General features: G+C 43.9%; 14 protein-coding genes. 5 read left to right on the top strand and 9 right to left on the bottom strand.

What is annotated here, in order from left to right:
* Positions 1-27: 27 nt before the first annotated feature.
* Entirely contained in the window at positions 28-912 is an 885-nt protein-coding gene (locus GTQ38_RS11450) for a DMT family transporter (protein WP_161435655.1), read from the bottom strand.
* An 89-nt stretch (positions 913-1,001) separates the two neighbouring features.
* Between GTQ38_RS11450 and GTQ38_RS11445 the strand changes: the two genes are divergently transcribed.
* Positions 1,002-1,427, top strand: coding sequence for a hypothetical protein (locus tag GTQ38_RS11445; protein WP_161435654.1), 426 nt, complete (start codon positions 1,002-1,004; stop codon positions 1,425-1,427).
* Between the two features lie 14 nt (positions 1,428-1,441).
* On the opposite strand, the gene GTQ38_RS11440 is transcribed toward GTQ38_RS11445, so the two are convergent.
* The 5 genes from GTQ38_RS11440 to mutY are packed head-to-tail and all read right to left on the bottom strand — an operon-like array spanning position 1,442 to position 5,809.
* Positions 1,442-2,377, bottom strand: coding sequence for a pyridoxal-phosphate dependent enzyme (locus GTQ38_RS11440; protein ID WP_161435653.1), 936 nt, complete (start codon positions 2,375-2,377; stop codon positions 1,442-1,444).
* Between the two features lie 13 nt (positions 2,378-2,390).
* Positions 2,391-2,942 (bottom strand): gliding motility lipoprotein GldD, encoded by a 552-nt coding sequence (gene gldD, locus GTQ38_RS11435; RefSeq protein WP_161435652.1) that lies wholly within the window; start codon positions 2,940-2,942, stop codon positions 2,391-2,393.
* A complete protein-coding gene (locus GTQ38_RS11430; protein ID WP_161435651.1) occupies positions 2,932-4,260 on the bottom strand; it encodes a gliding motility-associated protein GldE in 1,329 nt (442 codons plus the stop codon). Before GTQ38_RS11430 ends, gldD begins: the two co-directional genes overlap by 11 nt.
* 24 nt (positions 4,261-4,284) lie before the next feature.
* Complete coding sequence (locus GTQ38_RS11425) at positions 4,285-4,746, bottom strand: single-stranded DNA-binding protein (protein ID WP_161435650.1); 462 nt, start codon at positions 4,744-4,746, stop codon at positions 4,285-4,287.
* A 16-nt stretch (positions 4,747-4,762) separates the two neighbouring features.
* A complete protein-coding gene (gene mutY, locus GTQ38_RS11420) occupies positions 4,763-5,809 on the bottom strand; it encodes an A/G-specific adenine glycosylase (RefSeq protein WP_161435930.1) in 1,047 nt (348 codons plus the stop codon).
* 126 nt (positions 5,810-5,935) lie between these two features.
* On the opposite strand from mutY, the gene GTQ38_RS11415 reads away from it, so the two are divergent.
* The 4 genes from GTQ38_RS11415 to GTQ38_RS11400 all read left to right on the top strand — a co-directional run bounded on the left by GTQ38_RS11415 (position 5,936) and on the right by GTQ38_RS11400 (position 9,843).
* Positions 5,936-6,226, top strand: a complete 291-nt coding sequence (locus GTQ38_RS11415; protein WP_066422787.1) for an HU family DNA-binding protein — start codon at positions 5,936-5,938, stop codon at positions 6,224-6,226.
* Positions 6,227-6,475: 249 nt separating this feature from the next.
* A complete protein-coding gene (locus GTQ38_RS11410) occupies positions 6,476-8,023 on the top strand; it encodes an Rne/Rng family ribonuclease (protein WP_161435649.1) in 1,548 nt (515 codons plus the stop codon).
* A 125-nt stretch (positions 8,024-8,148) separates the two neighbouring features.
* On the top strand, positions 8,149-9,342 hold the full coding sequence (locus tag GTQ38_RS11405) for a porin family protein (protein WP_161435648.1): 1,194 nt from the start codon (positions 8,149-8,151) through the stop codon (positions 9,340-9,342).
* Between the two features lie 72 nt (positions 9,343-9,414).
* Complete coding sequence (locus GTQ38_RS11400; RefSeq protein WP_161435647.1) at positions 9,415-9,843, top strand: regulatory protein RecX; 429 nt, start codon at positions 9,415-9,417, stop codon at positions 9,841-9,843.
* Positions 9,844-9,860: 17 nt separating this feature from the next.
* On the opposite strand, the gene GTQ38_RS11395 is transcribed toward GTQ38_RS11400, so the two are convergent.
* The 3 genes from GTQ38_RS11395 to GTQ38_RS11385 all read right to left on the bottom strand — a co-directional run bounded on the left by GTQ38_RS11395 (position 9,861) and on the right by GTQ38_RS11385 (position 13,153).
* A complete protein-coding gene (locus GTQ38_RS11395; RefSeq protein ID WP_161435646.1) occupies positions 9,861-10,724 on the bottom strand; it encodes a cupin-like domain-containing protein in 864 nt (287 codons plus the stop codon).
* 73 nt (positions 10,725-10,797) lie between these two features.
* On the bottom strand, positions 10,798-11,898 hold the full coding sequence (gene bioB, locus GTQ38_RS11390; RefSeq protein WP_161435645.1) for a biotin synthase BioB: 1,101 nt from the start codon (positions 11,896-11,898) through the stop codon (positions 10,798-10,800).
* A gap of 88 nt (positions 11,899-11,986) precedes the next feature.
* The gene (locus GTQ38_RS11385) at positions 11,987-13,153 is read right to left on the bottom strand and encodes a beta-ketoacyl synthase N-terminal-like domain-containing protein (RefSeq protein WP_161435644.1); all 1,167 of its coding nucleotides are present in this window, start codon (positions 13,151-13,153) and stop codon (positions 11,987-11,989) included.
* Positions 13,154-13,166 lie beyond the last annotated feature (13 nt).

Below are 13,166 nucleotides of genomic sequence, written 5' to 3'. Positions count from 1 at the left end.
TGGTTTTACCAAACTGTTAAAGGCATCTCAGGATTGGGGTGCCTTTTTTTTGTTCACCAGGTATACCCCAAGCAGGATCACTATCCCCCCGAACAGTTGTACCCAGTTAATGATCTCCCCATCCCATAAACCCCAGAGAATCGCCACCAGGGGGATAAGATAGGTTACCGAAGCCGCATATACGGGACTTGAGATCTTTATGAGCTTATTAAAGAGCACATTTGCCAGCCCGGTTCCCAGTATGGCCAGGGTAAGCACACAGGCCGTGGCTACACGAACGCTTTGAGAACTCCATGTTATACTCCCTATATCTGAAGCTCCCAGAACGATCAAAGCCGGCAGCAGGACCCCTCCAAAACTCGCCGAAGTAATGGTCAGTGAACTTAAATGAGATAGATGCTTTTTTATTATGTTGATATTTAAGGCGTATCCCAGGGCCGAGAGCAGGATGAAAGTCGCGTACCAGTAATTCTGATGTGGATTCAGTTTGGCTCCGGCAATGAACAGTATCAAAGTGCCGGCAAGGCCAATGAACACCCCCAGGATCTGTCTTCTAGTTACCAAAGCCCCAAAGAACAGTATCCCGACAACAGCCGTAAACAGTGGCGCCAGGGAATTGAAAATGGAAGTAACCCCGCTGTCTATCTGGGTTTGGGCAAGGGCGAACAAAAAAGGTGGAAAAAAAGAACTTAAAAAGCCAGCCGTTATCATCCACTTCCAATCGGTCATAGATAAGGAGCGCAAACCTCGAAAGCCAAGCAAAAGCAGAAATAAAGCTGCAAATACTATTCTTATGGCACCCACCTGAACAGGGCTGAAGCCCAAGAGTGCTTTTTTAATAAGAATAAAGGAAGAGCCCCAAATGACGGAAAGTGACAGCAGATAGATCCACTTCCGGTTTACGTTGTACATCCAAAGTAGCTTTTACACAAAAATGGAACTTTTTCACGAATTAATTGTGGGTGAATTTTGTAATTTTGGCAAGCGATAAATCCAATAATATGAAGTTGAAAATCCTTGTTCTTCTTAGCGCGATCCTGTTACTGGGTGGCTCCTGTAAACAGAAGGCCGAAAGTGAAAAAGAACCTTCGCAAATGGACCAGGTTATGGCCATTCACGACGAAGTAATGCCCAAAATGAGTACCATAGGAAAGCTGGTCAAAGAATTAAAGCCCAGGGCAGATTCCACTGAAATGGGAATGAAATACGATAAAGCCATGAAAGACCTTCAGGCCTCACATAAATCCATGATGGACTGGATGAAAGGTTTTGGAGATCGATTTGAACCCGCCGAGATCCTGGATGGAAAGGAATTGACAGAACAAAAGCAATTGTGGCTGGACGAGGAAGAGATAAAGGTGAAGGAAATGCGCGATCAGATCAACACAAGCATCGCGAATGCTGAAAAGCTGTTGCAAGGTCAATAAATAGCCAGATCAATTTAGAATGGGAGTCTGCTGAGGTCTACATTACCTCCTGATATGATAATCCCGATCCGCTTGCCACTATACTGGTCTTTTTCGCGGATTAGGGCGGCCAGAGCCACCGCACTGGAGGGTTCTACGATTATTTTCATTCTTTCCCAGATCAGTCTCATAGCGCTGATGATCTCTTCTTCTGTGACCCTGATGATGTCCGTAACATATTGTCTTATAATGGGGAAGGTATTACTCCCCAGCACGGTTTTAAGGCCATCGGCAACGGTATTGGTACTGCTGTTCGTTTCGATCTTACCACTGTGGAAAGATCTATAGGCATCATCCACTTCAAATGGCTCACCGCCGATAACCTTGCAATCCATACCAAAATAATGACTCGCCATGGCCGTTCCGGCTATAAGTCCTCCTCCACCGATAGGCGCAAAGAGAAATTGCAAGTCAGGAGAAACTTCCAATAGTTCCAGGGCCGCGGTACCCTGCCCCACGATCACATCAGGTTCATTGGAAGGGTGTATAAATGTCGCGCCGGTCTCTTTGGAAATAAGTTCGGCTGTACGGTTTCGGGCTTCCAGGGTAGGTTCACAAATAGTAATTTCACCGCCGTATTCCAACACTCCGGCCTTTTTTACCACAGGAGCCGTAGAGGGCATAACAATATGGGCCTTTATGTCAAGGCTTTGGGCTGCCAAAGCCAGGGCCTGGGCGAAATTACCGGAGGAATGTGTCACTACACCCCTGGCCCGCTCTGATTCCGGTAGCCGCAGTAAGGCATTTGTGGCCCCGCGCATTTTATAGGCTCCCATCCGTTGGAAATTTTCGCATTTGAAGAGGATCTCGGCACCTACCAAGCGGTCAATCAGCCTGGAATGTAGAACAGGAGTGTTATGTATATAAGGTTTGATCCGCTCATGACATTCCAGAAGTTCTTGTTTTTCCATGCTCAGTGGATTTTCAATTCCAGCGAAGTGTTTCCATTACCCTTCTAATGTCCTTTTGCAAATAGACCGCGGCGGGATAAATAGAATCGTAATTGGGTTTGGCGTAAAAATACAGGGATCCGGTAACAAAATTCCGGATACTATCTGTGGCATAAAACTGCGCTTGCGAGGCAGCATCCCCCTTAACCTCGTAGAACATCCCATATACTCTGTCTTCATTGTTGACAAAGGGTTGCTCTAATATGTTGTCTGCCTTTACCACATGTTCGTAAGACAATTTTTGAGCGTCCGAAAGCAATTTGTCCAGGTTCCCGTCTACCTCTTTATAAGTAATGAATACCGCCCCTTTGAGGGATGGATAGTCTATAGTCAGAGAACCATCATTCTCTTCCTTTATTTGTGCAATGGTATTGTATTCAAAATTAAAGCGGTCAACATTGGCCCTGTTCGTCTGAACCTCAGGATATTCCAGCCTTAACATGGCTTTCGGTTTGGGAAGGGCTTCATCTTTGCAAGACAGGGCACACCACAGCAGCCCCAGTGCCATTAAGATCCTAAGACGCATTTGGCAGTGTTATTTTTATTTGTTTCAATCGCCTTTTGTCAAGGCTTTCAACAAGGAATTGATAATTCTTGAATTGGACCTTCTCCCCTCTTTTTGGAAAATTCCCGGATATTTCGAGAACGAACCCTGCAATGGTTTCGGATTCACCCTTTTGTTCCTCAAAATCTTCCTCGTCTTCAATTTTAGCAACCCTGTAGAAGTCTTTCAAGGTCGTCTTCCCATCAAAAACATAGGTAAAGTCATCCAGTTTGGAAAAGATAAGGTCTTCATCGTCAAATTCATCACTAATATCCCCCACGATCTCCTCTATGATATCCTCAAGGGTTACTATACCGGAAGTACCTCCATACTCGTCCACTACTACCGCGAGGTGATTCTTCTTGTCCTGGAACTCCAGCAGCAGATCGTCGAGTTTTTTATTTTCCGGAACAAAATAAGGTTCCCGTATCAGTTCGGTCCAGTTAAAGGTTTTACGGTCTATATACGGCAGTAGGTCTTTTACATAGAGTACTCCCAGAACATTGTCCACATTTTCCGAAAAAACCGGGATCCTGGAGTAGCCGTGCTTCTTTATTTCCTGGAGGATCTCAGGAAATTTCATATCCTCACTTAGGGCAAAGATATCTATCCTGGGTCGCATCACCTGTTTGGTGTCCGTATTCCCAAAAGACACTATCCCCTCGAGTATCTTTTGCTCTTCTTTGGTGGTATCGCCCTCGGAGGTCAGTTCCAGTGCCTGGGACAAATGATCTACGCTTAGGTTGGATTTTTGCCTTCCCAATTTGTCATACAGCAAAATGGTCACCTTTCTCATAGGGGCGCTAAGCGGGGTAAACAACACATCAAGGGTTTTCAGCGGATAAGCCATAAAATGGGCGAACATTTTCCGGTTACGATTGGCGTAGATCTTGGGAAGGATCTCACCGAACATCAGTATCAGGGAGGTCGCCACAACTACTTCCAGGAGAAATCTAACCGAGACGATATCGAACAATACGTAATTGATATTGGAGAAAATGGTATCTCCTATGGTATTGAACAAGAGCACAATACCAATATTGATGGCGTTATTGGCAATAAGGATAGTGGCCAGTAGTTTCTTAGGACGATCCAGCAGTTTTACAATGATATTACCTCTAACGGTTTTCTCTTCCGCGATTTCGTTGATATCTGTTTGGGACAGCCCGAAAAAAGCAACCTCCGCTCCGGAGATCAGGGCCGAACAGCACAACAGCACTATTAATATGGCTACCCTCAGCCAAAAAACGCTATCTAATACAAGAAAGTGAAGTAAGAAACTAAGGGGGTCAGGGTCCAATAGTCAAAAATTAATGAATTAAATCTAGAATGGAAGATCGTCCTCCTCGGGTTCACTTACCGCCTGGCTTGGCTGCTGGTCCTGTGCCTTTGGAGTGTTCGCCGGCTGATTGGGTGCGGTTTTGGCCTGAGCATTAGACATGCTCTCCTGTTTTGTAGATAAAAAAGTAAAATCCTGGACGTGAATTTCGGTGCTATATCGCGTATTTCCGTCTTCTCCCTGCCATTGCCTCGTTTTCAAGCGGCCTTCCACATATATTTTATCCCCCTTATTGAGATATTTTTCACATATTTCAGCGGCTTTGTTACGAACAACTATATTGTGCCATTCAGTATTGGTCACCTTTTCACCGGTCTGGCGATTGGTATAGGTCTCATTGGTAGCAAGTGGAAATCTCCCAATACAGTTCCCTTCGTCAAAATAGTGCATTTTAACTTCGTCTCCCAGATGCCCTATCAGCATCACTTTATTCAATGTTCCGCTCATAACTTTGCTAATAAGATCAAAAGTACGAAATTTTGAGAGTTTTGATGAAGTCGGCTATCAATACCGGAACAGGATAATCCTCCAATTCTGCCGGAGTAATTCCATCGGCGATTTCGCTGCTGGTTCTGCAGATCCAAAACCGGGTGTACAAATGTTGATGGGAGAGTTTATGTACGATATTATCCGCATTGAAGGCTATAACTTCCGTCAGATCAGCAAAGGGTGCTTCTTTGGGCATTAACTCTTTTAATTCATTTATATTCAGTTCTTTAGGGCTTTCTATCAATGGAAACTCATATAAGTTTTGCCAGATACCCTTTCCTTCTCGTTTATGGAGCCTGGTATTGCTTTTAGGATCCAATGGTACCAAATAATTGAAGTATCTCTTTTTTATGCTGTTGTTTTTCAATTTAGCCGGAAGGGACGCGATCAGGTTCTTCTGAAGTGCCACACAACTATCGTTCAGGGGGCAGTGCAGGCAATACGGTTTTTTTGGAGCGCATTGAATGGCCCCAAATTCCATAAGGCCCTGATTGTAGTCGCGAATATTTTCATCAGGCATAAGCTCCCTGGCCAAATTCTTGAAATACTTTATGCCGGGGCCACTATTGATAGGTGTATCCACGCCAAAGTATCGGGCAAGGACCCTGTAAACATTCCCATCCACCACGGGTTCCAGCTGTCCGAAGCTGATAGAAGCAATAGCGCTTGCCGTATAGTCTCCTACTCCTTTTAGTTTAATTAAGCCCTCATAGGTTTGCGGGAATTTTCCGTCCATTTCTTCGGTAACCTTCCTGGCGGTATGATGCATATTCCGTGCCCTGGAATAGTATCCCAGGCCCTGCCAGAGTTTTAGGATCTCCTGCTCGCTGGCCACGGCCATATCCTGTACGGTAGGGTACTTCTTGACGAACTTTTCGTAATAAGGAATACCCTGTGCTACCCGGGTTTGTTGCAACATGATTTCGGAGAGCCAGATTTTATAGGGATCGGTGGTATTGCGCCAGGGAAGCTGTCTTTTATTTTGCACGTACCAATTGAGAATTTTTTCGGAAAAAGACATGGGCTCAATACTAAGTCGCAAAAGTAGCAGTTTATATACTTAAAATTAGTTCATTAAGAGAAAAGATTGAATAATATTTATATATTTGCAAGCCTGAAAAACTTACAGATAAACTAAAATTTTAAAATGACGAAAGCGGATATTGTATCGAGAATCTCAGAAAAACTGGGTATCGAAAAGGGAGATGTACAAGCGACTGTAGAAACTTTTATGGAGGAAGTAAAATCTTCGTTGGAAAATGGGGATAACGTATACCTCAGAGGCTTTGGCAGTTTTATTATCAAAACAAGAGCTGAGAAAACCGGCAGGAACATTTCGAAAAACACCACTATCAAGATCCCTGCTCATAACATTCCGGCATTTAAGCCAGCAAAGGTTTTTGTTGAAGGCGTTAAGAGCAACGTTCAAGTAAAGTAATAATAGGAAAAAGAATACTCTATGCCGAGTGGTAAGAAAAGAAAAAGACATAAGGTAGCTACCCATAAGAGAAAGAAAAGAAGGAGAGCTAACCGTCATAAGAAAAAGTAGTTGCTGTAACTACTTTTTCATTTTATACGTTCATTGACATAGAAATTCCAATATAGGATTTCAGCAGGTTATACAACCTGTTACATTTATTGTTTAATCCATTCATCTTGTTATAAAGATGAATAAAAATCGATTCAGGTGAATAGAGAATTAATCATAAGATCTAATTCCAATGCCGTCGATTTTGCCCTGCTAAAGGATGGAAAACTCATTGAACTTCACAAGGATGAAGACAACAATAATTTCAACGTTGGCGATATACTACTGGCCAAAGTGCGGAAACCCGTTACAGGTCTGAATGCAGCTTTTGTAAATGTGGGTTATGAGAAAGATGCCTTTCTTCATTATCACGACCTGGGGCCGCAATTGTCCTCCATGTTAAAGTTCATCAAGAGAGTTAGTACAGGGAAACTAAGAGATTATTCCTTAAAGAATTTTCCTTTCGAAAAAGATATTGACAAGCACGGTACTATTAATCAAGTTATCAAAGCTAATCAGTCTTTATTAGTACAAATAGTAAAAGAGCCCATTTCTACCAAAGGACCAAGAATAAGTTCGGAACTTTCTATTGCCGGACGATATTTAGTTATGGTTCCTTTCTCCGACCGCGTTTCGGTTTCACAAAAGATCGGAAGCAAGGAAGAAAAGGACAGGCTTAAAAGACTCGTCAAGAGTATAAAGCCCAAAGGATTTGGAGTAATTATTAGAACAGTAGCAGAAGGCAAGAAAGTCGCGGAACTGGACAAGGATCTTCAAAACTCGCTGAACAAATGGTCAGCAATGTGTAAGAAATTGTATAAAGCACCTACCCCGTCTAAGGTCTTAGTAGAGCTCAACCGGGCCTCGTCTATTCTCAGAGACGTATTTAACGACAGTTTTACGGGTATTCATGTAGATGATGAAACGCTTTATAACCAGATTAAAGACTATGTGCATGAAATTGCACCCGCCAAAGAATCCATTGTTAAACTGTATAAATCTTCCGTACCGATTTTTGAGAAATTCGGTATCGAACGGCAGATAAAGACTTCCTTCGGTAGAACCGCCTCCATGAGTAAGGGGGCCTACTTAATCATAGAACATACTGAGGCCCTGCACGTCATCGATGTGAATAGTGGCAACCGTTCTAACAAAGCCAAGAATCAGGAAGACACCGCTCTGGAAGTTAACCTTCTGGCTGCTTCGGAGATCGCCCGTCAACTGCGCTTACGCGATATGGGTGGAATCATAGTAGTAGACTTTATAGATATGGTTAAACCGGATCACAGAAGAAAACTCTACGATCACCTCCGGGAGGAGATGAAAGACGACAGAGCGAAACACAAGATCCTGCCTCCGAGTAAATTCGGACTTATACAGATAACAAGGCAAAGGGTAAGGCCCGAAGTCAATATCAAAACAACAGAGGAGAACCCAAGTGGCATAGACCAGGAAGTGGATGCACCCATCGTTTTGATTGATAAGATAAACACTGACCTTGAAAGAATATTAAAAGGACAGAGCAAAGACAAAGGACTGGTATTGAATACGCATCCTTTTATTGCGGCCTACCTCACCAAAGGATTTCCATCCATTCGTTCCAAATGGTTTTTGGAGCACAAAAAATGGATCAAAGTACAACCTCGGGATGCATACACCTATCTCGAATACCGCTTTAAAGACAAAGACGGTAAAACCATAAGATAATATGCAAAAGCGACTTCGGCGACGGAGTCGCTTTTTTTGTTGTTTTTGATGAGATTCTTCTGTAAAAATTTGTACGAGAATTAACTATATTTGGTGCTGTTTTGTGGAAACAAAAAGTCCCAAATATGAATAAGTTTATTCCTTTAGCATTTTTCGTTTTACTTAGTCTTAACTCCAACGCCCAAATCAGGTTCGAAAAGGGTTATTTCCTTAATAACCTGGGTGAACGAACAAATTGCCTGATAAAGAATGTCGGATGGAAAAGCAACCCAACTGAATTTGAATATAAGCTAGGTGAATCCGAAGCGCCTCAAAAGGCTACTACATATGGCATAGCCGAGTTCGGGATTGAAGGCGGAATCACTTACAGAAAATTTAAAGTAGCTATTGATCGATCCAGCTTGCAGCTTAAGTATCTAAGCAAGACCAAAGAACCACAATTCAAGAACGAGACCTTGTTTCTTAAGGTTTTGGTGGAGGGAGATGCCAACTTATATTCATACGAAGATAGTTCTTTAAAGCGCTTTTTTATCAGCAAATCCGACTCCAATGCCGAACAACTTATTTATAAAAAGTATTTAAGCGCATCCGGGCAGATTGGCGAAAATCTGGCATATAAGAATCAGATCTGGGAACAACTCCGCTGCGAAGGTCTAAGCCTGGCTGATGCCAGAAAAACAGCCTATAACGAAAAACACCTTATACGCTACTTTCACAACTATAACAGCTGTATGGACGATACCTATACAATTGCGGAAAAAGCTGTAGCCAAAACCGGAGATAAAATTCACCTGGGTATCCGGGTAGGCACAAATTCCGCCTCACTGGATATTAATAATACCCAGACCGAAAATCGGGATGCGGATTTTGGAAATATGATCGGACTGAGATTTGGTGCGCAAGTTGAACTTGTGATGCCATTTAACCGAAATAAGTGGTCAATCTACATTAACCCAATGTATCAGTCTTATGAAGGGGAAAAGGCTTTAATTAACCAGATTGTTTCCGTTGACTATGCCTCCATAGAAACCAGCTTAGGCCTTAGACACTACTTCTTTTTATCCGATCATTCCAAGATCTTTATTAATGCCGGAGCCATTTTTGATACTCCGATTAATTCCAAATTCGATTATGAAATCGGCAATGATTACGATATTGAGTCCAGAATAGGATTTAATCTGGGAATGGGCTTTAGATTTAAGGACAGCTACGGTCTGGAAGTAGTTTATGCCCCTGAGAGGCAACTTCTGGGTAATTTTGCATTTCTTGAATCCGGTTATACTTCACTTGCCTTTGTCCTCAGTTATAATTTCTTTTGATGTGATTATTCTGTAGTTTGCATCAAAGTGTCCTTTTCCAAGTCCTATACAGTCACAGAAGCCACCAAAAAAATGGAGCGTTACTGCGCCTATCAGGAACGCTGTCATAAGGAAGTCCGCAGTAAACTTACTGATATGCGGATGATCCCTGAAGCTATCGATCAGATAATCGCCCATTTGATCCAGGCCAATTTCCTGAACGAAGAGCGATTCGCCAGGGCTTTCACCCGGGGCAAATTCAACCAAAAGTCCTGGGGTCGTAAACGGATTGTAGGTGAGTTGCGCTTACGAGAAATATCCAAATACAATATCCAAAAGGCTTTGACCGAGTTAAACGAGGAAGCATATCAGGCAAAACTGACAGAACTTGCCCAAAATAAGCTGGATCGGATCTCCGAAAAAAATACCCTGAAAAGGAAGCGAAAACTGGCAGATTACCTGTTGTACCGGGGTTGGGAGAAGCACTTGGTTTACGAGAAGATCCAGGAGCTGATCGGGTAATACAACTCTGGTCAGTTTCAGGCACCATTCAAATGCCTGTCTGTCCTTAAAATAGCCTGGCGGTTCTTCCATTCAATCCATTTCTGGCCCCTCATGCGTCGCATTAGATTGTCAAAATGCCGCATGACCAGCAAATTGTAAAGGGCCTTCCCCAGGTTTTTGGGATTCCTGGCCACAGACCTCAGACTCATGGAAAATCCAGGGGTCAGATAACGCATATAATGCCAGTAGCCCTCGGGCATATACAATACCTCTCCGTGCTTCAGATGCGTCTTGTAGCCCTTCGCATATCTTAATCCCGGCCATTTCTCAAAATCCGGATCCTTAAAGTCAATACTTTCATGGGTGATCAACGAATGAGGGATCTTATACAAATAAGGGGTTTGAGACTGATCAAAAAGTACGCATTCCTTTTCTCCCTCAAAGTGAAAGTGAAATATATTGGCCAGGTCTATATCGTAGTGCATAAAAGTATAGGAATCCATTCCACCGAAGAACAGCATGGGTAGATTCTTCATAAGCCGTAGCCCAAAATCCGGGTAAGAGAAGTCTTTTTGTAATTCGGGAACCTCTTTGAGTACATTCCAGAGAAAAATCCTGAATTTGGTGGGTTCCCGCTTCAACAGCTCAACGTATTCCGCCATTTTCATCCTGGCGTGAGGTTCATTGAAGCCGTCTTTATGATCTACCGGACGATCGTCGTAAAGAGGTACCACCTTTTCTCCGGCCACCTCCTTCATATATTCCAGATCCCACTTGGAATATGCAGGCCAATCCTCAATAAAGCGCTCTACGACCACAGGTTTCTGTGGCCCAAAATACTGCTTTAAAAATGCCTCTTTGGTAATGGTCGGCACCCTTGGAATTTCTTGTAAATCCAACTGAGAATGGGTTAAATTTAAGAATCAAAGGTAAAAAAAGCTTACAATTAAATTTCGCAAATTTAACCTTTGCTTAAGACTGATTCTTCTCTTTAGCGCGGATTTTAGCCTCCTCATTCCGGGAAATCGTATGCCCCGGACGAGACCATTTTGGTTTTTCACCCAGGTCCGTTAACTGAGATTCCACGGCCTCTACGGTTTCGGGTTTGGAACCTTTGGCAAAAGCCTTTTGCGGTTTTAATCCCAGTAGTTTAAAAAGCTCCATGTCTTCATTTACATCCGGATTCGGAGTAGTTAGCAGTTTATCTCCCGCGAATATGGAATTAGCCCCGGCAAAAAAGCAGAGGGCCTGTCCTTCCGGACTCATTTCGGTGCGCCCTGCAGAGAGCCTCACCTGGGTTTTTGGCATTATGATCCTGGTTGTGGCCACCATACGGATCATATCCCAGATAGGAATGGGTGGAAGATCTTCCATAGGAGTGCCTTCTACGGCTACCAGTGCGTTGATGGGTACGGATTCCGGTTGTGGGTCCAAGGTAGAAAGTGCGACCAACATGCCCGCTCTATCCTCTAGTTTCTCTCCCATTCCAATTATTCCGCCACTGCAGACGGTAACATTACTTTTCCTGACATTTCCGATAGTTTCCAGTCGATCTTCGAATGCCCTGGTGGAGATCACATCCTTGTAATAATCCTCAGAAGTATCCAGGTTGTGATTATAAGCGTAAAGTCCGGCTTCAGCCAGGCGTTTAGCCTGATTTTCGGTTAACATCCCAAGGGTACAGCAAACTTCCATATCCAGTTTGTTTATGGTCCGTACCATTTCCAGTACCTGATCAAACTCCGGGCCGTCCTTTACATTTCGCCAGGCCGCTCCCATACAAACCCTTGAACTGCCCGATGCCTTAGCCCTTAGTGCCTGGGCCTTGACATGGCTAACGGACATCAGGTCGTTGCCTTCAATATCTGTGTGGTATCGGGCGGCCTGAGGACAATAGCCACAATCTTCAGGGCACCCTCCTGTTTTGATGGAAAGCAGGGTAGAAACCTGGACCGTATTCGGATCGTGATATTTGCGATGTACTCCGGCAGCCTCGTACAATAATTCCATAAGTGGCTTATTGTAGATCTCGAGAATTTGTTCTTTGGTCCAGTTGTGTTTTACCTCACTCATAAGTCGCACTAGTTTAGAAATCAAAAATAGTGGTTATCCTATGGAATTTCCAAATTCCGTTCAGGATAGTTGTACAAAGGACATTTAACTAGTCCCTCATTGGATGAGCCAATAAAATACTGACTGCATTACCTCCAAAACCAACGGCATTCACCAAAACCCTTTTCAGATTTTCTTTCCGCGCCTTTTCCCCCTTATAGGGCAGCGGAAAAAATATTTGCCTGGATAACATCAATAAGGCCATTTCTATACTTAACATTCCTGAAGCACCGAAGGTGTGCCCAATTTTCCACTTGTTAGTGGTCAGGAGCGGGATCTTCCGAGAAAAGACCTTTTCAATCGCCGTTTTTTCTGCCAGGTCTCCTTTTACAGTTCCCGGAGCATGCAGGACGATGGCATCTACCTCATCCGGTGATAATTCACCCAGGGCCATCTTCATTGACTTTTGAAAACATACGGCATCCGATGAAAGGGAAACCGAATGCTCCAGAGGCTCTGTAGCATAACCTATACCCTCAATTACTGCAAGGGCATTCGCAGAAACACCGGCTTCCAGGCAGGCTACAGAAGCCCCTTCTCCCAATACCATGGAGTTTGAACTCTTTTCCATGTCCATAGCACGGCAAGGGAAGCCATCGCTGTCGCTGGCATAGATCTTTAATGCCTGCATCTGCCCGATGGTAAATGAAGTTAACGGAGCTTCGCTTCCGCCAACCAAAAACTTGTCGGTAAAACCACTATTTAACCATGCCACCCCGTTCAAAAGGGCGTGCAAGGCTGTAGAGCAGGTAATGGAATGGGAAATTTCCGGGCCCTGGCTTTGCAGGTCATGGGCCACCCAGGATGAGATGTTCCCTAAGGTTGTCGTGGGTGAGGTCAAGGTAGCGACATAGTTGTTTTCAATAAACTCCCGGTGGTACTTCTCCAGGGAGGAGGTAGCGCCACGGGAAGAACCAATGTTTACTCCAAATGTTTCACCGGCCTGCCAGCCAGCACGCTCAACCGCCTTCCGTGAAGCGTACAAGGCGTAGAGCACACTGGGGTCCAGATTCTTGTATTTTGGGTTTTGCGTCCTGAACTGCCTTAGGTTCTGCACTTCCCTATCCGACAAAAAGGCCGCCCAGGCCATTCCCTGATCAAATTCTTTCTCGGTGAAAAGATGTTCAGTGCTGAGATAATTCTGCCATATCTCCTCCGGCGAAACGCCCAAAGGCGAGACCGAAGCAATGGCTGTTATAGTTACCTGGTTTTTCAAATGTCAATCTATT

The sequence above is a fragment of the Poritiphilus flavus genome (genome assembly GCF_009901585.1).
Lineage (GTDB): Bacteria > Bacteroidota > Bacteroidia > Flavobacteriales > Flavobacteriaceae > Poritiphilus > Poritiphilus flavus.
The sequence above is the reverse complement of the archived record's forward strand: the minus strand, read 5'-3'. Positions and strand labels throughout refer to the sequence as shown.

Coding starts and splice junctions, on each gene's coding strand:
- GTQ38_RS11425 (WP_161435650.1), bottom strand. CDS start 4,746: ATGAGCGGAACATTGAATAAAGTGATGCTGATAGGGCATCTGGGAGAC.
- GTQ38_RS11440 (WP_161435653.1), bottom strand. CDS start 2,377: ATGGAAAAACAAGAACTTCTGGAATGTCATGAGCGGATCAAACCTTAT.
- bioB (WP_161435645.1), bottom strand. CDS start 11,898: ATGAGTGAGGTAAAACACAACTGGACCAAAGAACAAATTCTCGAGATC.
- GTQ38_RS11445 (WP_161435654.1), top strand. CDS start 1,002: ATGAAGTTGAAAATCCTTGTTCTTCTTAGCGCGATCCTGTTACTGGGT.
- gldD (WP_161435652.1), bottom strand. CDS start 2,942: ATGCGTCTTAGGATCTTAATGGCACTGGGGCTGCTGTGGTGTGCCCTG.
- GTQ38_RS11450 (WP_161435655.1), bottom strand. CDS start 912: ATGTACAACGTAAACCGGAAGTGGATCTATCTGCTGTCACTTTCCGTC.
- GTQ38_RS11405 (WP_161435648.1), top strand. CDS start 8,149: ATGAATAAGTTTATTCCTTTAGCATTTTTCGTTTTACTTAGTCTTAAC.
- GTQ38_RS11400 (WP_161435647.1), top strand. CDS start 9,415: ATGGAGCGTTACTGCGCCTATCAGGAACGCTGTCATAAGGAAGTCCGC.
- mutY (WP_161435930.1), bottom strand. CDS start 5,809: ATGTCTTTTTCCGAAAAAATTCTCAATTGGTACGTGCAAAATAAAAGA.
- GTQ38_RS11415 (WP_066422787.1), top strand. CDS start 5,936: ATGACGAAAGCGGATATTGTATCGAGAATCTCAGAAAAACTGGGTATC.